Source organism: Sphingomonas koreensis (assembly GCF_002797435.1).
Lineage (GTDB): Bacteria > Pseudomonadota > Alphaproteobacteria > Sphingomonadales > Sphingomonadaceae > Sphingomonas > Sphingomonas koreensis.
Genome location: NZ_PGEN01000001.1, coordinates 1,129,692 through 1,148,092, shown reverse-complemented (window position 1 = coordinate 1,148,092; position 18,401 = coordinate 1,129,692). Strand labels below are relative to the sequence as shown.

At 66.6% G+C, this 18,401-nt stretch carries 26 protein-coding genes; 21 read left to right on the top strand and 5 right to left on the bottom strand.

Features of this window, described 5'->3' with window-relative positions:
- The first annotated feature begins 48 nt into the window (after positions 1 to 48).
- From motA to BDW16_RS05495, 13 genes are all read left to right on the top strand, one after another.
- The gene (gene motA / locus BDW16_RS05555; RefSeq protein WP_066578692.1) at positions 49 to 933 is read left to right on the top strand and encodes a flagellar motor stator protein MotA; all 885 of its coding nucleotides are present in this window, start codon (positions 49 to 51) and stop codon (positions 931 to 933) included.
- A complete protein-coding gene (locus tag BDW16_RS05550) occupies positions 917 to 1,267 on the top strand; it encodes an STAS domain-containing protein (protein ID WP_066578690.1) in 351 nt (116 codons plus the stop codon). The genes motA and BDW16_RS05550 overlap by 17 nt, the downstream gene beginning before the upstream one ends.
- Positions 1,264 to 1,629, top strand: coding sequence for a response regulator (locus BDW16_RS05545; RefSeq protein WP_066578684.1), 366 nt, complete (start codon positions 1,264 to 1,266; stop codon positions 1,627 to 1,629). Before BDW16_RS05550 ends, BDW16_RS05545 begins: the two co-directional genes overlap by 4 nt.
- Positions 1,620 to 3,752: a chemotaxis protein CheA gene (locus BDW16_RS05540; protein ID WP_066578681.1), complete on the top strand. Its 2,133-nt coding sequence runs from the start codon at positions 1,620 to 1,622 to the stop codon at positions 3,750 to 3,752. Before BDW16_RS05545 ends, BDW16_RS05540 begins: the two co-directional genes overlap by 10 nt.
- Positions 3,749 to 4,243 (top strand): chemotaxis protein CheW, encoded by a 495-nt coding sequence (locus BDW16_RS05535; protein ID WP_066578679.1) that lies wholly within the window; start codon positions 3,749 to 3,751, stop codon positions 4,241 to 4,243. The genes BDW16_RS05540 and BDW16_RS05535 overlap by 4 nt, the downstream gene beginning before the upstream one ends.
- Positions 4,240 to 5,133, top strand: a complete 894-nt coding sequence (locus tag BDW16_RS05530; protein ID WP_066578677.1) for a CheR family methyltransferase — start codon at positions 4,240 to 4,242, stop codon at positions 5,131 to 5,133. Before BDW16_RS05535 ends, BDW16_RS05530 begins: the two co-directional genes overlap by 4 nt.
- On the top strand, positions 5,130 to 6,164 hold the full coding sequence (locus BDW16_RS05525) for a protein-glutamate methylesterase/protein-glutamine glutaminase (RefSeq protein ID WP_066578675.1): 1,035 nt from the start codon (positions 5,130 to 5,132) through the stop codon (positions 6,162 to 6,164). Before BDW16_RS05530 ends, BDW16_RS05525 begins: the two co-directional genes overlap by 4 nt.
- Positions 6,165 to 6,179: 15 nt before the next feature.
- Entirely contained in the window at positions 6,180 to 6,569 is a 390-nt protein-coding gene (locus tag BDW16_RS05520) for a response regulator (protein WP_066578669.1), read from the top strand.
- A gap of 4 nt (positions 6,570 to 6,573) precedes the next feature.
- Entirely contained in the window at positions 6,574 to 7,104 is a 531-nt protein-coding gene (locus BDW16_RS05515; RefSeq protein ID WP_066578665.1) for a chemotaxis protein CheD, read from the top strand.
- A 41-nt stretch (positions 7,105 to 7,145) separates the two neighbouring features.
- Positions 7,146 to 7,421: a hypothetical protein gene (locus BDW16_RS05510; RefSeq protein ID WP_100362713.1), complete on the top strand. Its 276-nt coding sequence runs from the start codon at positions 7,146 to 7,148 to the stop codon at positions 7,419 to 7,421.
- A gap of 11 nt (positions 7,422 to 7,432) precedes the next feature.
- Positions 7,433 to 8,302 carry a flagellar motor protein MotB gene (locus BDW16_RS05505; RefSeq protein WP_066578663.1) on the top strand — a complete coding sequence of 290 codons (870 nt, stop codon included), beginning with the start codon at positions 7,433 to 7,435 and terminating at the stop codon, positions 8,300 to 8,302.
- Between the two features lie 15 nt (positions 8,303 to 8,317).
- Positions 8,318 to 8,743 carry a hypothetical protein gene (locus BDW16_RS05500; RefSeq protein ID WP_066578661.1) on the top strand — a complete coding sequence of 142 codons (426 nt, stop codon included), beginning with the start codon at positions 8,318 to 8,320 and terminating at the stop codon, positions 8,741 to 8,743.
- A gap of 63 nt (positions 8,744 to 8,806) precedes the next feature.
- A complete protein-coding gene (locus tag BDW16_RS05495; RefSeq protein WP_066578659.1) occupies positions 8,807 to 9,391 on the top strand; it encodes a PilZ domain-containing protein in 585 nt (194 codons plus the stop codon).
- A gap of 57 nt (positions 9,392 to 9,448) precedes the next feature.
- On the opposite strand, the gene fliP is transcribed toward BDW16_RS05495, so the two are convergent.
- The 3 genes from fliP to BDW16_RS05480 are packed head-to-tail and all read right to left on the bottom strand — an operon-like array spanning position 9,449 to position 10,724.
- Positions 9,449 to 10,189, bottom strand: coding sequence for a flagellar type III secretion system pore protein FliP (gene fliP / locus BDW16_RS05490; RefSeq protein WP_066578658.1), 741 nt, complete (start codon positions 10,187 to 10,189; stop codon positions 9,449 to 9,451).
- A complete protein-coding gene (locus BDW16_RS05485; RefSeq protein WP_066578655.1) occupies positions 10,182 to 10,484 on the bottom strand; it encodes a flagellar biosynthetic protein FliO in 303 nt (100 codons plus the stop codon). The genes fliP and BDW16_RS05485 overlap by 8 nt, the downstream gene beginning before the upstream one ends.
- 6 nt (positions 10,485 to 10,490) lie before the next feature.
- Positions 10,491 to 10,724 (bottom strand): FliM/FliN family flagellar motor switch protein, encoded by a 234-nt coding sequence (locus tag BDW16_RS05480; protein ID WP_066578798.1) that lies wholly within the window; start codon positions 10,722 to 10,724, stop codon positions 10,491 to 10,493.
- A 114-nt stretch (positions 10,725 to 10,838) separates the two neighbouring features.
- On the opposite strand from BDW16_RS05480, the gene flgC reads away from it, so the two are divergent.
- From flgC to BDW16_RS05440, 8 genes are all read left to right on the top strand, one after another.
- Positions 10,839 to 11,246 carry a flagellar basal body rod protein FlgC gene (gene flgC / locus BDW16_RS05475; protein WP_066578653.1) on the top strand — a complete coding sequence of 136 codons (408 nt, stop codon included), beginning with the start codon at positions 10,839 to 10,841 and terminating at the stop codon, positions 11,244 to 11,246.
- A 12-nt stretch (positions 11,247 to 11,258) separates the two neighbouring features.
- Positions 11,259 to 11,585 carry a flagellar hook-basal body complex protein FliE gene (fliE, locus tag BDW16_RS05470; protein ID WP_066578651.1) on the top strand — a complete coding sequence of 109 codons (327 nt, stop codon included), beginning with the start codon at positions 11,259 to 11,261 and terminating at the stop codon, positions 11,583 to 11,585.
- A 22-nt stretch (positions 11,586 to 11,607) separates the two neighbouring features.
- Positions 11,608 to 11,871, top strand: a complete 264-nt coding sequence (locus tag BDW16_RS05465; RefSeq protein WP_066578648.1) for a flagellar biosynthetic protein FliQ — start codon at positions 11,608 to 11,610, stop codon at positions 11,869 to 11,871.
- 7 nt (positions 11,872 to 11,878) lie between these two features.
- Complete coding sequence (fliR, locus tag BDW16_RS05460) at positions 11,879 to 12,634, top strand: flagellar biosynthetic protein FliR (protein ID WP_066578646.1); 756 nt, start codon at positions 11,879 to 11,881, stop codon at positions 12,632 to 12,634.
- Positions 12,635 to 12,636: 2 nt separating this feature from the next.
- A complete protein-coding gene (flhB, locus tag BDW16_RS05455) occupies positions 12,637 to 13,713 on the top strand; it encodes a flagellar biosynthesis protein FlhB (protein ID WP_066578645.1) in 1,077 nt (358 codons plus the stop codon).
- Positions 13,714 to 13,775: 62 nt separating this feature from the next.
- Positions 13,776 to 14,900 carry a flagellar basal body P-ring protein FlgI gene (locus BDW16_RS05450; protein ID WP_066578643.1) on the top strand — a complete coding sequence of 375 codons (1,125 nt, stop codon included), beginning with the start codon at positions 13,776 to 13,778 and terminating at the stop codon, positions 14,898 to 14,900.
- Positions 14,900 to 15,190 carry a rod-binding protein gene (locus BDW16_RS05445; RefSeq protein WP_066578640.1) on the top strand — a complete coding sequence of 97 codons (291 nt, stop codon included), beginning with the start codon at positions 14,900 to 14,902 and terminating at the stop codon, positions 15,188 to 15,190. Before BDW16_RS05450 ends, BDW16_RS05445 begins: the two co-directional genes overlap by 1 nt.
- A 13-nt stretch (positions 15,191 to 15,203) precedes the next feature.
- Entirely contained in the window at positions 15,204 to 15,602 is a 399-nt protein-coding gene (locus BDW16_RS05440; RefSeq protein WP_307695173.1) for a flagellar biosynthesis protein FlgN, read from the top strand.
- 173 nt (positions 15,603 to 15,775) lie between these two features.
- On the opposite strand, the gene BDW16_RS05435 is transcribed toward BDW16_RS05440, so the two are convergent.
- Both BDW16_RS05435 and BDW16_RS05430 read right to left on the bottom strand, forming a co-directional pair.
- Positions 15,776 to 17,107 (bottom strand): putative bifunctional diguanylate cyclase/phosphodiesterase, encoded by a 1,332-nt coding sequence (locus tag BDW16_RS05435; protein WP_066578636.1) that lies wholly within the window; start codon positions 17,105 to 17,107, stop codon positions 15,776 to 15,778.
- 86 nt (positions 17,108 to 17,193) lie between these two features.
- Positions 17,194 to 18,390, bottom strand: a complete 1,197-nt coding sequence (locus tag BDW16_RS05430; RefSeq protein WP_066578635.1) for a helix-turn-helix domain-containing protein — start codon at positions 18,388 to 18,390, stop codon at positions 17,194 to 17,196.
- Positions 18,391 to 18,401 lie beyond the last annotated feature (11 nt).

The following is an 18,401-nucleotide window of genomic DNA, read 5'->3' as shown; positions in this document are numbered from 1 at the left end:
CTATAATCAGTCCATCGGCTGCGGCCACCATTCTCACCGGACTGATCCATGCTCAACGCAATCGGCCTCGTCATCATCCTGCTGTGCGTGTTCGGCAGCTTCCTGTTGTCGGGCGGCAACCTTGGCGTCATCCTGCACGCCCTGCCGCACGAAATGCTCGCGATCGCCGGCGCTGCGGTTGGCGCCTTCATCCTCGGCAATTCGCTGGCCACGGTGAAGAAGGCGTGGAAGGGCACGGTGCGCGTGTTCAAGGGCGTACGCTGGACCGAAGCGGATTTCCGAGATCTGCTGGCGCTGCTCTACACGCTGCTGTCGACCTTTCGGAAGGACGGCGCCAACGCCATCGAGAAGCATCTCGACCAGCCCGAAGAAAGCAGCATCTTCAACCGCTACCCCAAGCTGCTCAAGGACCAGGGGCTGATCGAATTCATCTGCGACTATCTGCGGATGATGACGGTCAATTTCGAGGACCCTCACCAGATGGCCGAGGCGATGGAAGGCGATATCGAGCGCCACCATGCCGAGGAACTTCAGCCCCAGCATGCGATCCAGATCATGGCCGACGGCCTGCCCGCGCTGGGCATCGTCGCGGCGGTTCTGGGCGTCATCAAGACGATGAGCTCGATCGATCAGCCGACTGAGGTGCTGGGTGCGATGATCGGCGGCGCGCTGGTCGGGACCTTCCTGGGCGTGTTGCTCGCCTACTGCCTGGTCGGCCCGATCGCGTCGAAGCTGCAACAGATCATCGACGCGGACTTCAAGCCCTATCTGATCGTCAAGACCGCCATCGTCGGTCACGCGCAGGGGCAGCCGACCCAGGTTGCGATCGAACTGGCGCGCCGCATGACTCCGTCCGCCTACGCCCCCTCATTCGCGCAGCTCGAAGCCGCGCTCGACGATGTGAAGGATCAGCTCAATGCCAAGCCTGCCTGATTCAGCCGAGCTGGATGCGGCCGCCCTCGATTCCCCTGACTCGGATCGCGCCCTGATCCTGCCGCCGCACGGAACCACGGTGACCGCCGAGGACCTGCGCGTCCGCATGGTACTGGCGAGCGATTTCGACGGCGCGATGGAAGTCGATGCCGGCGCGGTGGAAAGCGTCGGTCAGGCGGTCCTGCAACTGCTCGTCGCCGCTCGGGCGGAAGCGGAAGCGCAGGGCCAGACCTTCGTCATCCGCAATCCCAGCCCTGCCTTTGTCGATCGCGTGACTGCCTGCGGGCTGGCCCCGGCCATCGGCCTTTCTGTGAAAGAGGACCATCTTTCGTGAGCAAACTGATCCTGACCGTCGATGATAGCGCGTCGATGCGGATGCTGCTGAAGGCATCGCTGACCGCGCAGGGCTTTCGCATCGAAAGCGCCGATGACGGCGTGCATGGGCTGGAGCGGATGCACGAGGTCAAGCCCGACCTGCTCATCACCGACATCAACATGCCCCGCATGGACGGGTTCGAGCTGATCGAGGCGGTGCGCGCGGTTCCCGAATTCCGCGGGACGCCGATCCTGGTGCTGTCGACCGAATTCTCGGACGACAAGAAGACCCGGGCCCGTGAAGCCGGCGCCACCGGCTGGATCACCAAGCCGTTCGAGGCGACCAAGCTGGGGGCGGCAATCCGCCGCGTGTGTCCGTGAGCGGCGGCGACGAACTGGACGAGATCCAGGCGATCTTCTTCGAGGAATGCGTCGAGGGGCTCGCGACTGCCGAGGCAGGGCTGTCCGCCATGGCATCGGGCGACACGTCGGCTGACGTGATCGCGGGGGTGTTCCGCGCGGTCCATTCGATCAAGGGCGGCTCCGGCGCGTTCGGCCACGGCGCCCTGCAGGCTTTCTCGCACCGGTTCGAGAATGTGCTGGACGAGGTGCGGGCCGGGCATATCGTCGCCAGTGCCGACGTCACGCGCATCATGCTCAACGCCTTCGACATCCTCTCGGACCATGTCGCGGCGGCGCAGGGGGCCCGGGATCTGCCCGACGACGCGGCGATGCTGGAACAGCTGGAGGCCGTGCTGGCGAGCAAGGGCGCACCTGCTGCGGCTGCGGCAAGCGCACCGGCGCCCGCGGCGGAGGAGGATGACTTCGGCTTCACCCCGGTGATGGCAGTCGTCGAGGAATTCGATCCCTTCGGCTTCGAACCGGTGACGGTCGATCTCGAGGATCTGGGCGCTCCCGAGCCGCTGGGCTGGACGGTGCGCTTTGGCCCGTCGCGCGCGGCGATGGCCAATGGCGGCGAGCCGATGCTGGTGATCCGCGAGCTGGAGGAGATGGGCGGCGCCGTCGCGCATGTCGATACCAGCCGCCTGCCCGGTCTGCGCGACCTCGATCCCGAGGACGGGTATCTGGTGTGGACGGTCAGTCTGCCTGCGACGGTCGAGGAACAGGCAATCCGCGATTGCTTCGACTTCGTCGCGCCGGATTCGCTGATCGAGATCGAGCGGGACGAAGTTGCCGCGGCCGAACCCGCGGCGGTCGAACTGCCCGTCGTCACGCCGGTGAAGGCGGAACCGGAACGCCCTGCGCTGACGCTGGTGGCGGACAATGCCCCCTCCGGCGGGGCCGAAAAGCCCAAGGCCGACGCGCCCGCGCAGACCATTCGCGTCGATCTGGGCAAGCTCGATCAGCTGCTCAATCTGGTCGGCGAGCTGGTGATCCGCGGGTCGATCCTCTCGGATCGCCTGTCGCCCGCCGATCAGGAGCGCGTCGAGCTGCCCGAACTGTCGCGCCTGACGCGGCAGATCCAGGACAATGTCATGTCGCTGCGTGCCCAGCCGATCCGCCAGGCCTTTTCCCGCGTCCCGCGCATGCTGCGCGACCTGATGGCCGAGACGGGCAAGCAGGTGACGCTCGAAACCACCGGCGAGATGACCGAGGTGGACAAGGGCGTGATCGAGAAGATCGGCGACCCGCTGACCCACATGATCCGCAACGCGGTCGATCACGGGATCGAGAGCGCCGAGGAGCGCATCGCCGCCGGCAAGCCTGCGGGCGGCACGATCCGCCTCTCCGCCGAGCAGAAGGGCGCGCGCATCGTCGTGCGCGTCGCCGACGACGGGCGCGGCATCAACCGCGAGCGGGTGCGCGCCAAGGCGATCGAGCGCGGCATCATCGCGGCGGACGCGCAACTGTCCGACGAGGAGATCGACGGTCTGATCTGCGCGCCCGGCTTCTCGACGGCGGAGAGCATCTCCAACATTTCGGGCCGCGGGGTCGGCATGGATGTGGTGCGCTCGAACGTCGAGGCGCTTGGCGGCCGTCTGGAAATCCATTCGGTGCCGGGGCAGGGGACGACCTTCACCATGGCGCTGCCGCTGACGCTGGCGATCCTCGACGGCATGATCGTGCGGCTGGGCAAGCAGCGCTTCGTGCTGCCGCTCGGCAATGTCGTCGAGACGGTGCAGCCAGCGCCCGGACAGGTGCGCGCGACCTCGCCGCATTCGGAGGTGATCGAACTGCGCGGCAATTATCTGCCCGTAAGGCGAATAGGCGACATGTTCGGCCTGCCCTGCGGCAGCGACCCCGAGGAGTGCCTGGTCATCATCGTGGAGAGCGAAGTGGCCGGCCATGTCGGGCTGATGGTCGACACGATCGACAACCGGCGCGAGGTCGTCATCAAGAGCCTCGAGGACAATCTCCACCCGATCCGCGGACTGGGCGGCGCCACCGTGCTCGGCGACGGCTCGATCGCCCTCATCCTCGACATCGACGCGCTGGTCGTTCCGGCCGGCTCCAAATTCGCCCTGAAAGGAATGGCGGCATGAGCAAGACGCTGGAAACCGAAGTCAACGAACGCAAGATCGTCACCTTCACCCTCGCCAACCAGATGTTCGGCATCGACATGCGCGCGCTGATCGAGATCCGCGAATGGGAAGAGCCGACGCCGCTGCCCGGCGTGCCGAGCTACCTCAAGGGCGTGACCAATCTGCGCGGCTCGGTCGTGCCGGTGGTGGGCCTTGCCGAACGGCTGGGCTGGACGCCGAGCGTGCTTCATTCGCGCTCCTGCATTCTCGTCGTCTCGATCGGCGAGCGGCAGGCGGGTTTTCTGGTCGATGAGGTCGCCGACATCGTCGCCATCGACGGCACCGAGGTGCAACCGGCGCCCGATGTCGAGGTGAGCGAGCAGAGCGCGATCGCGGGCCTGGTCCGCATCGAACGCCGCACTGCGGATGCCGGGGAGGCGGAGACCATGGTCCTTCTGCTCGACCTCGATGCGCTGAGCCTCACGCGTCAGGTGATGGAACTCGCCGCGTGAAGCAGGCCCTCGCCTCCCATGGCGATGCGCGCGGGCCCGTGTCGCCACTCACCGCATCGGGTGAGCTGACCACGGCCCAGTTCCGCGAGATCGCCGCGATCATGCAGCAGGACGCGCGCATCCACCTGGTGGAGGCGAAGATGACCCTGGTCCATTCGCGTCTCAGCCGCCGGCTGCGCGAACACGGGCTGACGCGCTTCGCCGACTATCTCGCGCTGGTGCGCGGCGATGCGAAGGAGCGTGCGGCGATGGTGGTCGCGCTGACCACCAACCACACCCACTTCTTCCGCGAGAACCATCATTTCGACGATCTGCGCGATCGGGTGTTGCCTGTCCTTCAGGGCCGGGCGCGGGCGGGGCACAAGCTGCGTATCTGGTCGGCGGGCTGTTCGAGCGGCGAGGAAGTCTATTCGATCGCGATGACGCTTGCCGGTGAAAGCGGGTCGAGCGCCGCGTGGCTGAAGCAGGGCGATGTGCGGCTTCTGGCGACCGACATCGCGCCCCATGTCGTGCAGGCGGTGAGCGAGGCGCGCTATACGTCGAGCATCGTCGAGCCGATCCCTGCCGCCTATCGCCGCCAGTGGCTGCGCCAGGAAGGCGCGGACAGCCATGTCGTGGCGGAGGCGCTGCGATCGCTGGTGACGGCGCGCGTGCTGAACCTGTTCCAGCCCTGGCCGATGCGCCAGGCCTATGACGTGATCTTCTGCCGCAACGTCATGATCTATTTCGACGACAAGGCGAAGGCGGAGCTGGAGGCGCGCTTCGTCGAGATGCTCGCGCCCGGCGGCACGCTCTATATCGGCCATTCGGAGCGGCTGATCGGCCCCGCGGCGGCGGCGATGACCCCCGCCGGCCAGACCATCTATGTGAAGGAGGGAGGCGCGCGATGAGCGAGGCGATCCCTTCCGCGCCGACGCGCGTCCTGATCGTGGACGACAGCCCGAGCATGCGCGCGATGCTGTCCCGGCTGCTCGCCAGCGATCCGCTGATCGAGGTGGTCGGCACCGCGCCCGAGCCCCATGCGGCGCGCGAGATGATCAAGACGCTGAACCCCGATGTGGTGACGCTGGACATCGAGATGCCGGGGATGGACGGGCTGTCCTTCCTCGAGAAGATCATGCGGTTGCGGCCGATGCCGGTCGTCATGTGCTCGACGCTGACGGCGCGAGGCGCCGAAGCGACGATTGAGGCGCTTCGCCTTGGCGCGGTCGACTGCATCGCCAAGCCTTCGGGCAATGCGCAGGAGATGGCGCAGAACGGCGCGCTGCTGCGCAAGATGGTGAAGGCCGCCGCACGATCGTCGGTCCGCCGCGCGCCCGCGCCGCCCGTGCAGCTCGCTGCAGGGGCCAGGCTTCGCGACGTGGTCATCGCGATCGGCGCCTCCACCGGCGGCGTCGAGGCGCTGTTCGCGCTGGTTGCGGCGCTTCCGCCCGATTGCCCGCCGGTGCTGGTCGTCCAGCATATGCCCGCCGCCTTCACCAACGGTTTCGCCGTCCGCATGGACCGCGACAGCCGCGTCAAGGTGGTCGAGGCGGAGCACGGCATGACCCTGCAACGCGGCACAGTCTACATCGCGCCGGGCGGGGAGCGGCACATGGAGCTCGTCGGCGGCAGCAGCGGCACCATCCGCCTGCTGCCGGGCGAGCCGGTGACGGGGCATCGCCCCTCGGTGGACGTGCTGTTCCGATCGATCGCGCCGCTGGGGTCGCGCGGGGTGGGAGTGATCCTGACCGGGATGGGAAGTGACGGCGCCGTGGGGCTTCGCGCGATGCGCGACGCCGGTGCCCGCACGCTCGGCCAGAGCCGCGAGAGCTGTGTCGTCTACGGAATGCCGCGCGCCGCGATGGAAGCGGGCGGGGTGGAAGCGGAAGTTAGTTTGTCGGCCATGCCCGAGGCGATCCTCGGCCTGTGCCGGCTTTAATCTGGGGAATGGGTGATGCCGGCAGCGTCCGCAATCAAGGTAATGGTGGTCGATGACCAGACGAGCATGCGCGCGATGATCCGCCGCACGCTCCAGGATCTGGGATTCAAGGATATCCGCGACAAGGCCGGCCCGGTCGAGGCACTTGCCGCGATCAAGGCCGATCGCGTCCACCTGATCATCTCGGACTATAACATGCCCGACATGGACGGGCTGCAGTTTCTGGAGACGGTGCGTGCCGACCCGGTGATCGGCAAGACGGTGTTCATCATGCTCACCGGCTCGGCCGACAAGGAGGTCGTGCAGAAGGCAGCGGCGCTGGGCGTCAACAACTATGTCGTGAAGCCCTTCGCCCCGGCTGCGCTCAAGGAGAAGATCGAGCGCGTCTTCGGCGAGCTGTCCTGATCCCATGCGCCGCCGGTCCATCGTTCAGGGCGAATATCATGTCGCGTCGGAAACGGGCTTCGTCATTGCGACGCTGCTCGGCTCCTGCGTCGCGGTCTGCCTGCGCGATCCGGTCGCGCGGGTGGGCGGCATGAACCATTTCCTGCTGGGCGAACCGGGTGCGGACGTGCCCGTCGGGCCGGCCGACATGCAACGTTACGGCGTCCATGCGATGGAGCTGCTCATCAACGCGATGATGCAGCGGGGCGCGCAGCGAACCCGGCTGCGGGGGCATCTCTACGGCGGCGCGAACATCGTCGCGGGGCTTGGCGGCATCGGCAGCAGCAATGCGGCCTTCGCGCGCAACTTCATGCAGACCGAGGGGATTGCCGTCGATCGCTGCGAACTGGGTGGGGTCCGGGCGCGCAAGGTGGAGTTCATGCCGTTCGAGGGCCGGGTCCGATCGACATTGGTGGCCGAAATGCCGCCGGTGCCGGCCCGCCCGCGCAAGCCTGCCCCGGTGCTGGCCGTGGCAGGGGATGTCGAGCTTTTCTGATGGATGCCGCAATGAAGACAATGGGCTTAGTGACGAGCGAAATGAGCCGGCCCCAGGCGGCATTGTTCGCGGCCGTCGCTCAGGAAATGCGCGTGGCGCGCGGGTTGCTGGAGGAGCTGGCGGCGGTGCTCATCGCCGACGAGCGGTTCGTCGCCGAGTATCTGGACGAGCTTCAGGCCTTCGACCTGATCGTCCAGCATGTGGATGAGAGCGCGACCCTGCTCGAGCGGATCGCGCGCGGACACGCCACTGCCGATGCGATCGACGGCGTCCGGCTGACGGCGATCCAGCAGCGCCTGCGCGCGGCGCTGGCCTGAAGGGAAGAGCTATGGCGACGAACAACGGCGGTGACGCTCCGGCGATCATCATTCGCAAGGTCAGGAAACGGCATCACGCTGCCCCGCATGGCGGGGCGTGGAAGGTTGCCTATGCCGATTTCGTGACGGCGATGATGGCGTTCTTCATGCTGCTCTGGCTGCTGGCGAATCCCAACAAGGCGCAGCTGAAGGGGCTGGCGGACTATTTCTCGCCAGTCTCGTCCAAGGAATCGCCTGCATCGACGATGACCCAGCTGCCCGGCGCCCAGCCGGGGCTTGGCGGGCATGCGCGCCATGCGCAGGCGGCGGACCGGGAGCCGGTGGGCCAGCCGTCTGCCGAAGCCGGGGTCAAGGGTGCGGCGCGCGGCGGCACGGCGCAGGTCCCCGAGGCGGCGCTGCGCGTGTTGGCGGAGGAAATGCGCCTGTCGATCGAACCGCCGGTCGCGGCCGCGGACGGCAAGCGCAGCGTCAATATCGAGCGGAGTCGCGAAGGCCTTCGCATCCATCTGGTCGACACTGCCAATCGTTCGATGTTCCGCGGGAGTACCGCACAGCTCAACGATTTTGCGCGCGAGATGCTGGCACGGGTCGCGCGCAGACTGGCGGGAACCAAGGCTCAGGTCGCGATCGAGGGGCATACCGACAGCACAGGCGGGCAGAGCGATGCCAACTGGCTGCTCTCTGCCCAGCGGGCACTCGCCGCGCGATCCGCGATGGTCGCGGCCGGCCTCACCCCCGATCGTTTCGGCGAAGTCGTCGCCAAGGCGGGGACGGAGCCGGTCTATCCCGATCGCCCGGACCTGCCGGAAAACCGCCGCATCACCCTTGTCGTGCTGGCCGAGCCATCGGCCTTGCCGCGCGATGCCAGCTTCAAATTCTGATCGGGGGACGGGAGAATGAAGAAACTGCTGGGTGGGATGCTGGCCCTGATTCTGGGTGCCGGCGTGGGTGGCGGGAGTGCCTGGGGAATCGGGATGGTGCGCCAGAACGTCGGCGCTGCAGGCTCGGTCAGAACCGAATTCGTCGAGACGGGCGCGATGATGGCTCCGCTGGTGTTTCCGGATGGCCGCCTGTCGGGTTATGTATCGTTCCAGGTACAGCTCGAAGTACCGCAAGGAGAGGGGGAGGCTGTGAAGGCGAAGCTGCCGCTGCTGCTGAACGCGGTCAATCTGCGCACCTATCGCACGCCGATGGCGAGCGGACGCGACGGCCTGATCCCCGGCCTCGACGCGTTCCGGCGTGTCGTCATGGATGCGGCGCGCGAAACCTACGGTCCGGACACGGTGCGACGCGCGGTCGTCACCCAAGCCTCGCCGGCCTGAGCGGAGGCGCGCATGTCACCGGCCGGACGGTCCCGCAACCCGCCAGGGGGCGCCGAACCGCGCATGCGGGGGGCCGCCCCGCGCGAGGCGCGCGTCACTACCATCTTCCTGATCGGCAAGCTGCTGAGCAGGCACGGCGAGACGCTGTGCCGCATCCGCAACCTGTCGAGCGGCGGGCTGATGGCGGAAACGCATGTCCCGCTTGCCGTGGGCGATCTGGTGCAGATCGAGCTGAAGGTCGGCGACCGGCTGCCCGGAAGCGTTCGCTGGACGCATGCCGGGCGGATGGGGGTCGCCTTCGACGCTCCGGTGGAAGTCGGCGCGCTCCTCGCCCGTGCGGCGATACGAACGGTCGAGCAGAAACTGGTCCGCGCGCCGCGATTTGCGGTGGATTGCCCGATCGAACTCGGCGTCGAGGGCCGGCGCCGCGCCGGACGCCTCGTCAATCTCTCGCAGGGCGGCGCGCGACTGAACGCGGATTTCGAGCCCGAGAAGGGGCAGCTCGTGGCGCTCGCCATTCCCGGCCTTCCCGAACGGCAGGCAAGCGTGCGCTGGATCGGCGACGGGGCGCTGGGGCTGGGCTTTGCCGAACCGCTGGCGTTCGAGGAGCTTGGCGTCTGGCTGGCCGAGCGATGTCAGCAGGCATGAAGAAGGGCCCCGCGCTGCGTACCGCCGGGGCCCTTGCAAGCGATCGGGGTTTGGCTGCTACCCCGGCGCGCCGAAGCTCTTGACCAGCGATCCTGCGATCAGCGCCCATCCGTCGACGAGCACGAAGAAGATGATCTTCATCGGCAGGGATATGGTCGCGGGCGGCAGCATCATCATGCCCATCGCCATCAGCACCGCGGCCACGGCCAGATCGATGACCAGGAAGGGGAGGAGCAGCAGGAAGCCGATCTCGAACGCGCGACGCAGTTCGGAGATCATGAAGGCGGGCATCAGCGTCGTCATCGGCAGTTCCGCGCGACTGGGCGCGGGCTTGCCGGAAAGCTGCACGAACAGCCCGACATCCTCGTCGCGGACATGCTTCAGCATGAAGCTGTGGAACGGTTTGCTCGCCCGTTCCAGCGCCTGAGTCTCGGTGATCTTCCCTTCGTTATACGGCACCATCGCGCCCTTCCACGCGGCGTCGAAGGTCGGCGCCATGACGAAGAAGGAGAGGAACAGCGCCAGGCTGATCACCACCGGATTGGGCGGTACCCCCGGCACGCCGAGGCCCGAGCGCAGCAGCGAGAGCGCGACGACGATGCGGGTGAAGGAAGTGATGGTCATCAGGATGCCGGGCGCGAGGCTCAGCACCGTCAGCATCAGGACGAGCTGGATCGCCAGGCCCGATGTCGATCCGTCTCCGCCGCCGGGCAGCACGCTCTGGGCCAGTGCCGGCTCGGGAAACATCAGCATCAGCGCGGCGGCGATCCCGCCGCCGATCAGCAAGCGCCTACGCATTCGTCTTGCCCCCCTTGGGCGCGTTGGCGGCTTCGAGGATCAGCAGGCCTTCCGGTGCGATCAGCAGCATGTGTTCGCGCCCGTCTTTGCGGATCAGCGCGACCGAGCGGCGCGGGTCCAGCGCCAGCCGCTCGACCAGCTCCATGCGGCGCGCGGTTCCCTGGGCGGCAAAGCCGGACAGCCATTTCTGCGGCAGGCGGATCTCGTAGCGGCGTACCACCCACAGGCCGCCGGCGAGCAGGCCGAGCACCACGCCCAGTGCGCCGATCATGCGCAGCAGTGACAGGATATCCATGGCGGATCAGGTCGTGCGCTGGATGACGCGGGTGATCTCCAGCGACATATATTCGCCGTCGACCAGGATCTTGCCTTCGGCCACCAGCTCGTTGTTCACATAGACGCGCGTGGGGTCGTTATGGCCGCTGTCGAGCGGGATCATCGCGCCGCGGCTCATCTTCAGCACCTGGCGGATCGGAAGATCGGTGGAACCGAGCACGATCGACAGATCAATGGGAATACCTTCAAGGACCGACATCATTGGTCTCCTTTCAGGTTCGTTATAGGAATTAATTTATAGGAACCGGCCGGGGCCCGGCAAAATTTGCCTATAAGAGACCTGTCTGCCTCACGCAGTCAGGAGCATGAACGAATGGATCTGGATTCATCCATCGGCGTGTCGGCTTCAGGCCTTCGCGCCCAGTCATTGCGGATGCGGGTGATCGCCGAAAATCTGGCGAACTCGGATTCCGTCGCGACCCGGCCGGGGGGCGATCCCTATCGCCGGCGCGTCGCCACCTTCAAGAGCGAGGTGGACCGCGCCACGGGTGCCACGCGCGTTTCGGTCAGATCGATCGAAGGCGACAAGAGCCAGTTCCAGCGCGTCTACGAGCCGGGTAACCCGGCCGCCGACGCGACCGGCTATGTCCAGCGCCCCAACGTCAACAGCCTCATCGAAACCGCCGACATGAAGGCGGCGCAGCGCAGCTACGAGGCCAATCTCAACGCCATCGAATCCGCGCGCGGCATGACCATGCGAACGATCGACCTCCTCAAGTAAAAGGAAAATATCATGGCAATCGGAACCCTCGACGCGGCGGCCGCCTATGGCCGCTCGCTCAAGACTCTTGCGCCCGTCGCGCGCGAAACCGTCGTCGCACCGGTCCCCGGCGAGGGCGCCGGCGGCAGCTTCGGATCGATGGTCCAGAACCTGGTCAGCGACGCCGCCGGATCGCTGCGTGCTGCCGAAGCGGAAAGCGCCAAGCAGGTGGCGGGGAAGGGCGACATGATCGACGTCGTCACCGCGATCGGCTCGGCCGAAATGGCGCTCGACACGGTTGTTGCGGTCCGCGATCGCGTGGTCAGCGCCTATTCCGAAATCATGCGGATGCAGATCTAGTCCGGAAAGGGGAGGGCGCGCCATGAACGCCGTCGATGCCATTGAAATCGCGCGTGCAGCGCTGATGCTGGTGCTGACCATTGCCGGGCCGATGCTCATCGCGGCCCTCATCGTCGGCGTCGTCATCGGCTTGCTGCAGGCGTTGACGCAGGTGCAGGAAATGACGCTGACCTTCGTGCCCAAGATCGTGGTGCTGGGGGTGGTGCTGTTGCTCAGCCTGCCGATGATCGGTCATTCGATGACGGTGTTCATGGACCGCATCAGCGACGCCATCATCCACGGCTGACAGCGGCATGGACGCACTTCCCATCGATGCGGCAACCTTTCTGATCCTGTTCGCGCGGGTGGGGGCGGTACTGATGCTGCTCCCGGCCTTTTCGGAGGATTCGGTGCCGATGCAGACGCGGCTGCTGATCGCAGTCGGCTTCTCGATCGGCCTTTACGGGTTGCTCAGCCCGAAGATCGCGCCGCTTGCGGTGTCGCAGGCGGCGCTGCCGATGATCGTGATCGCCGAAATGCTGGTCGGCATCGCCATGGGCATGATCGTGAAGATGCTGTTCAGCGCAGCCGCCATGGCCGGCGCCATCGCCAGCATGCAGATCGGGCTTGCCTCGGCGCTGGTGATGGACCCTGCGCAAGGCGGCCAGGCGCCGCTGCTCACGCGCCTGATCGGGATCGCCGCGCTGATCGTCTGCATGGCCGCCGGCGTCCACCATCTCTGGATCGCCTCCATTGCGCAAAGCTATACGCTGTTCCCGGTCGGCGGGCTGCCGCCGGCACAGGATTTCGCGATGCTTGCGGTGCGCGTGCTCGGGCAGGCGACTGCGCTGGGCGTCAGCCTTGCCGCGCCGTTCCTGATCTATGGCGCGATCTTCAATCTCGGCCTTGGTCTCGCTGCGCGCGTCGCGCCCGCGATCCAGGTCTTCTTCATCACCCAGCCGCTCAACCTGATGCTGGGCCTGTCGCTGCTCGCGATCGTCCTCGGCACGATGCTGACCGGCTTCGCCACCGCGATGGGCGATTTCATGCAGAACGGCTGGAGCTTCTGACCATGGCTGAAGCCGACAAGGACAAGCGCACGCACGCCCCGACGCAGAAGCGGCTGGAAGACGCCCGCAAGAAGGGCGAAGTCGCGATGGCGCCGGAGATGCGCCACGCGACGATGATGATCGGCGCGGTCGTCGTCATCGGCTGGACCGGGCTGTCGGCGCTGTCGGGCATCGGTAATGTGATCACGCGCCTGTGGGGTGGCGCCGACGATTTTCACCTCGACAGCCATGGCGCCCGCGACCTCACCGCCGCGATCCTGGGCGATGTCGCGCTCAGCCTCGCCCCGGTCATGGGCGTGCTGCTCGCCTGCGCGCTCGCGACCCTGTTCCTGCAGGGACGGGCGACGCTCAGCTGGTCGCGCGTCGCGCCCAAATGGTCGAAGCTCAATCCCGCATCCGGGCTGAAGCGGCTGTTCGGTACGCGCGCGCTGGTCGAGTTCGCCAAGACGCTTGCCAAGGTCATCGCCATTTCTGTGGTGGTCTATCTGGTGCTGCGGCCGCGCTTCGGTGGGCTCGATCAGCTGGTCGGCTATACCCCGGGCGCAGTCGGCATGGCCGCCGGCCGTATGGCGTTCGAGGCGATCCGTGCGGTCGCCCTGCTGGTGGCGCTGCTGGCGATCGCCGATTTCATCTATCAGAACCGCGCCTTCATCAAGCGCATGCGGATGACCTTCCAGGAGCTGAAGGACGAGCATAAGCAGAGCGAGGGCGATCCCAAGATCAAGGGCAAGATCCGCCAGATCCAGATGCAGCGCGCGCGCAAGCGGATGATGGCCGCAGTTCCGGAAGCCAGCGTGATCATCACCAACCCGACCCATTATGCGGTCGCGCTCAAATATGATCATGGCGCGATGGCTGCGCCGGTGGTTGTGGCCAAGGGCGTCGATGCCGTCGCACTGCGCATCCGCGAAGTGGCGAAAGGGGCGGACGTGCCCATCGTCGAGGCGCCTCCGCTCGCCCGCGCGCTTTACGCCGCGGTGGAAATCGACCGGCCCATTCCCATCGAGCACTACGCCGCGGTCGCCGAGATCATCGGCTATGTGATGCGGCTCGCCCGGCAGGGACGCCAGTCAGCCTAGGCACGCGATTTGCCAGCGCCCCAAAGCCCGTTTTCCTTCTCCTCCATCCTATAAGGATTAAGATGAAGACCTTCACGAGATCGCCGATCCTGACGCTGGCCGCGTTGCTGGCGGCGCTGGCGCCGGTCCCGGCGCTGGCGCGTCCCGGCCCGCGCATCAAGGACATTGTCGATGTCCAGAACGTCCGGCCCAACCAGCTGGTCGGCTATGGCCTGGTGGTCGGCCTGCAGGGAACCGGGGACCGGATCCGCAACATTCCGTTCACCGAAGAGACGTTGCAGGCGATGCTGGAGCGCATGGGGGTCAATGTCCGCGGCGCGCAGATGCTGACCCAGAATGTCGCCGCCGTGTCGGTGACGGCGACCATGCCGCCCTTCGCTCGGGCCGGATCGACCATCGACGTACAGGTCTCCGCGCTGGGCGATGCCACCAGTCTGCAGGGCGGGACGCTGCTCGTCTCCTCGCTCCGCGCGCTCGACGGCGAGATCTACGCCGTGGCGCAGGGGCCGGTTGCCGTGTCGGGATTCAAGGCACAGGGTGCCGCCGCGCGTCTCAGCCGTGGCGTCACCACCACCGCGCGGATTGCCGGCGGCGCGATCATCGAGCGCGAGGTGCCGTTCGTGCTCAAGTCCGCAACCAGCCTCAAGCTCGCGCTCAAGAACCCCGATTTCACCACGGCGGACCGGATCGCCGGGACGATCAACCGCCAGATTCCCGGCGCTGCCGAGGTGCTCGATCCGGCCACCGTCGAGGTTCGGACCCCGCAGTCGTTCGCAGGATCGGTGATCGACCTCGTCACTCGCATCGAGAATATGCCGGTAGAGGTCGATCAGCCCGCACGGATCGTCATCAACGAAGCCGCCGGCACGGTCGTCATGGGCGCCGATGTTCGCATCAGCCCCGTCGCCATTGCGCAGGGCGGTCTCACGATCAGCGTCACGGAAACCCCGGTCGCCTCGCAGCCCGGCCCCTTCTCGCGATCGGGCGAGACGGTGACGCTGCCGCGTACCCAGATCACCGCGAACGACGGCAACGGCGCGTCGTTGGCGATGCTCAACGGCGGGGCGTCGCTCCAGTCGCTGGTGTCGGGTCTGAATGCACTGGGCGTCAGCCCGCGCGATCTGATCACCATCCTTCAGGCCTTGAAGGGCGCGGGCGCGCTCCAGGCCGAAATCGCGGTGCAGTAATGCCGGATCCGATCACGCCTGCGGTGCCGGCGATGCCGCGCACCAACACCGCCGCCGCCAAGGTCGCGCGCGATTTCGAAGGCGTCTTTGCCGGGCAGGTCGCCAAGATCATGATGGAATCGGTCGAGATGGATGGCGATTTCAACGGCGGCGCGGGGGAAGAGATGTTCCGCGGCATCCTGGCCGAACAGATCGGCAGCCGGATCGCGCAGGGGCGCGGTCTGGGCATCGCATCGATCGTCGAGGCGCAGATTGTCCGGTTGCAGGGAGGGCAGGGCGATGCCCAATGAGATGATCGATATCATGACCTCGCTCACGCTCCTGATGAATGAGGAGGCCGAGCGCCTGCGCGGCCGGGAGCGCGCGCTGGATCTGGCGGAACTCGCGGCCGCCAAGGCCCGGCTGGTCGCGCGGCTCGAGGAGATTCTGGCCCGGCGCAACCGGCACCAGCCGCAATGGACGGATGAAATGGACGAGGAGACGCGTACGCGCCTGACCGAATGCCTCGCCGAGTTGCGCAGTGCGTCGGCGGCCAATGCCAGCATCCTCGAGCGCCAGATCGACCTGTCGATGGAGATGATGTCGGCGATCGCCAATGAAGCACGGCGTCTGGCCGGCAACCGCGCCTACACCTATGGTGCGAGCGGCGACCTGGCCAGGATGGACCTGGCAACGCCGATTTCGTTCAATACCCAATATTGACCGGCAGGCGGTGCTCGCGCCGCGAGCCGAAAGGAAAGGGCGCGGTTACGGCCGCGCCCTTTCCTGTGCCCGGTTCTGCCGGACTCTCGGTGGGCGCGATGCTATGCGGCTGCGCGAGCGAAGCGCTGCTCTCCGGATGCCGAGTTCGGGGCGTCAAACGCCCGCGGCTATCGTCAGATCGACAGCGCTTCGCCCGGATCGGCGAGCCCGAGCGCGATGGTCCGTGTCGCCCCGGCAGGCGCCGGGCGGCCGAACAGATAGCCCTGGCCATAAGCGCAATCCAATCCGCGCAGGAAGCTGGCCTGCTCATGCGTGCCGATGCCTTCGGCGGTCACCGGCATGGACAGGCTCCGGCCGAGATCGACCACCGCTTTCACCAGCTTGCGGCCGGCTTCGCGATCGAGCGACTGGATCAGGGTCCGGTCGATCTTCAGGTGATCGATCTCGAGATTGCAGAGGCGGCTGAGGCTGGCATAGCCGGTGCCGAAATCATCCAGCGCGACCCTGACCCCGGTGTTGCGCAGCGAATGAATGGTCTCCCGCGCACTCGCCAGATTGTGGATCAACGCGCTTTCGGTGATCTCCACGATCAGCCGCCCGGGCGCGAGCCCGGACGCGAACAGGATCTGCAGCAGCGTGACGGCGTTCTCGGGATCGCAGAGCTGCGACGGTGACATGTTGATCGAGACCGTGAAATGCGGCGGCCAGTCGCGCGCATCGCGGCAGGCCTGGCGGGTCAGGATGAACAGCAGTTCGCGATCCAGCCCCATCTCGTCGGCAATGGGCAGGAAGCGATCGGGCCCCACAAGGCCTTGCCGCGGATGATGCCATCGCGCGAGCGCCTCGAAACCCGTCGGCGCACTGCTGCCAAGCGTCACGATCGGTTGATAATAGGGGGCGATCTCGCCCCGCATCATGCTGGAACGAAGGTCGTTCTCAAGCTCGGCGCGATTGCCGATGTCGATGAACATGTCGGGGTGAAACCGGCGGAAGGTATCGCCGCCGGATTCGCGCGCATGAGACAGCGCGATCGAGGCCGCGTGCAGGAGGTCGTCGGCGGACGGTGCGTTGGCATCCTCGATCACAAGACCGATGGATGCGGTCAGGTAGATGACGTGCTGGCCGATATGGATCGGTTCGCCGATGATCTGCTGCAAGCGCCCGGCAAAGGCGATGGCGGTATCGTCCTCGGCCGAAAATGGCAGAAGGCAGGCGAATTCGTCGGCGGCGAGATGGACCGCGAGCATTCCTTCGAGGCGTCTCAACCGCTCGTGCAGCACGATGTCCAGCACCGCGTCGCCCTTGGCAGGACCGCATAGGTCGTTGACCAGCTTGAACCGGTCCAGGTTGATGAGCATCAACGCGAGCCGGTCTGCCGGCCGCATCGTGCCACGGATGCCGGAGACCGCCTGCTGCAGGCGCTGACGCGGCGACACCCCGGTCAGGCTGCTTCCGGCCAGCGCGGCGGAGGAATGTGGCCTGGGTCCCGCGACAGACTTGATCATGCTGGAAATGGACATTGGGCCGATCGATCACCTTCACCCTCCATCATAGAGGGAAGAAGGCGATCGGCGCGGTCCCGGCGGCGATCTTATTCGAACTGGGCGGACAGGACCGTCGCGACTTCCTCGGGAGCGACATCGTCGATTGCGATCTCCCTGTCGGGATGTTCGCTATAACCCAGCATGCGGCCCTGCCGGTCGAAGGTGACGGACAGCAGGCGCAGACCTTCCTGTTCGCGGATCACTGCCAGGCCGCCGGCGGAGGGAAACCGGTCCGGATCGACGACGATGACCGAACGGCCGGGCAGGCCGGACCCCAGGGTCGGCCGGCAGATCCTCAGGCCATAGGCGCGCGGACCGGCGCTGCGCGGCGCTTCCACCTGCTCGCCCGTGGGTATGCGGGCGACGAGGCCGTCGTTCAGCGGGGCGCCGAACACGGGCAGCAGGCGGACGGTGGCGCTTTCCGAGGCATGGATGGTGTCCAGCACGCCGTCTGCGGGCGCCGCGCCGCTGCCGATCAGGAACGGCTTCGCTTGCACGGGCTGGGTTGCCTTGCCACGCTGCCGCGGCGAGGCGGGCTCTTCCTGCCCGAGTGCTTCGCGAAGCGCCTGCACCTTGGCGCGCGTCTTGCCGATCCGCGTCTCCGGATTGGCCACCAGCGGCAGGAACGCGTCCAGTTCCTGCCTTGCATGGGCTTCGGCGAGATAGGATTCCAGTTCTGCGGCACCGGCGACCCCGAGGAGGCGGAGCAGCGCCTGCTGGATGTCGGCGTTCCACCGGTCGAACGGCTTGTAGGCGTTTTCGATGCGCGAGAGGATCACCGGCGCGATGCCGTAATCCACCTCGAGCGCTGTGATAGTCAGCGTATCGTCGGCAGCGCGCCGTGCGCGCAGGGCCGCGGCGAGCATGACCGCGACGGTATCGGCCTTCAGGTCAACGCTATCCGGTGCCTGAAACTCCGCCGCCCACGCCGCGATGTCGAAGGCCGGATCGTCGATATCCACGAGCAGGAGCGCCGGATCGACGTTCAGCGCCGCGCCGATCGCCCGAAGTTCGTCGGCGCGGGCGAATATCTCTCCGCGTTCGATCTTCGACAGGCGAATATAGGTTATCGACCCGATCAGCTGCGCGAGCTGAAGCAGGGAGCCGATGTTGTTTTTTCTCCTATATTCCCGAATGTTGTTCGGAAAGATGAACGCGCGCAGCGTGTCGATGCCGGAGATCGGTTTCAAAATCGCCTTCGCCCTGTTCTTTTTCGTATCGGAGCGGCGATTGCTCTTAATCATGGCGCCCTCTG

Coding starts and splice junctions, on each gene's coding strand:
- BDW16_RS05510 (WP_100362713.1), top strand. CDS start 7,146: ATGAGCCGGCCCCAGGCGGCATTGTTCGCGGCCGTCGCTCAGGAAATG.
- motA (WP_066578692.1), top strand. CDS start 49: ATGCTCAACGCAATCGGCCTCGTCATCATCCTGCTGTGCGTGTTCGGC.
- BDW16_RS05440 (WP_307695173.1), top strand. CDS start 15,204: ATGACCTCGCTCACGCTCCTGATGAATGAGGAGGCCGAGCGCCTGCGC.
- fliE (WP_066578651.1), top strand. CDS start 11,259: ATGGCAATCGGAACCCTCGACGCGGCGGCCGCCTATGGCCGCTCGCTC.
- flhB (WP_066578645.1), top strand. CDS start 12,637: ATGGCTGAAGCCGACAAGGACAAGCGCACGCACGCCCCGACGCAGAAG.
- BDW16_RS05495 (WP_066578659.1), top strand. CDS start 8,807: ATGCGGGGGGCCGCCCCGCGCGAGGCGCGCGTCACTACCATCTTCCTG.
- BDW16_RS05535 (WP_066578679.1), top strand. CDS start 3,749: ATGAGCAAGACGCTGGAAACCGAAGTCAACGAACGCAAGATCGTCACC.
- BDW16_RS05450 (WP_066578643.1), top strand. CDS start 13,776: ATGAAGACCTTCACGAGATCGCCGATCCTGACGCTGGCCGCGTTGCTG.
- BDW16_RS05505 (WP_066578663.1), top strand. CDS start 7,433: ATGGCGACGAACAACGGCGGTGACGCTCCGGCGATCATCATTCGCAAG.
- BDW16_RS05500 (WP_066578661.1), top strand. CDS start 8,318: ATGAAGAAACTGCTGGGTGGGATGCTGGCCCTGATTCTGGGTGCCGGC.
- BDW16_RS05525 (WP_066578675.1), top strand. CDS start 5,130: ATGAGCGAGGCGATCCCTTCCGCGCCGACGCGCGTCCTGATCGTGGAC.
- BDW16_RS05430 (WP_066578635.1), bottom strand. CDS start 18,390: ATGATTAAGAGCAATCGCCGCTCCGATACGAAAAAGAACAGGGCGAAG.
- fliR (WP_066578646.1), top strand. CDS start 11,879: ATGGACGCACTTCCCATCGATGCGGCAACCTTTCTGATCCTGTTCGCG.
- BDW16_RS05550 (WP_066578690.1), top strand. CDS start 917: ATGCCAAGCCTGCCTGATTCAGCCGAGCTGGATGCGGCCGCCCTCGAT.
- BDW16_RS05485 (WP_066578655.1), bottom strand. CDS start 10,484: ATGGATATCCTGTCACTGCTGCGCATGATCGGCGCACTGGGCGTGGTG.
- BDW16_RS05465 (WP_066578648.1), top strand. CDS start 11,608: ATGAACGCCGTCGATGCCATTGAAATCGCGCGTGCAGCGCTGATGCTG.
- BDW16_RS05480 (WP_066578798.1), bottom strand. CDS start 10,724: ATGTCGGTCCTTGAAGGTATTCCCATTGATCTGTCGATCGTGCTCGGT.
- BDW16_RS05520 (WP_066578669.1), top strand. CDS start 6,180: ATGCCGGCAGCGTCCGCAATCAAGGTAATGGTGGTCGATGACCAGACG.
- BDW16_RS05435 (WP_066578636.1), bottom strand. CDS start 17,107: ATGATCAAGTCTGTCGCGGGACCCAGGCCACATTCCTCCGCCGCGCTG.
- fliP (WP_066578658.1), bottom strand. CDS start 10,189: ATGCGTAGGCGCTTGCTGATCGGCGGCGGGATCGCCGCCGCGCTGATG.
- flgC (WP_066578653.1), top strand. CDS start 10,839: ATGGATCTGGATTCATCCATCGGCGTGTCGGCTTCAGGCCTTCGCGCC.
- BDW16_RS05515 (WP_066578665.1), top strand. CDS start 6,574: ATGCGCCGCCGGTCCATCGTTCAGGGCGAATATCATGTCGCGTCGGAA.
- BDW16_RS05445 (WP_066578640.1), top strand. CDS start 14,900: ATGCCGGATCCGATCACGCCTGCGGTGCCGGCGATGCCGCGCACCAAC.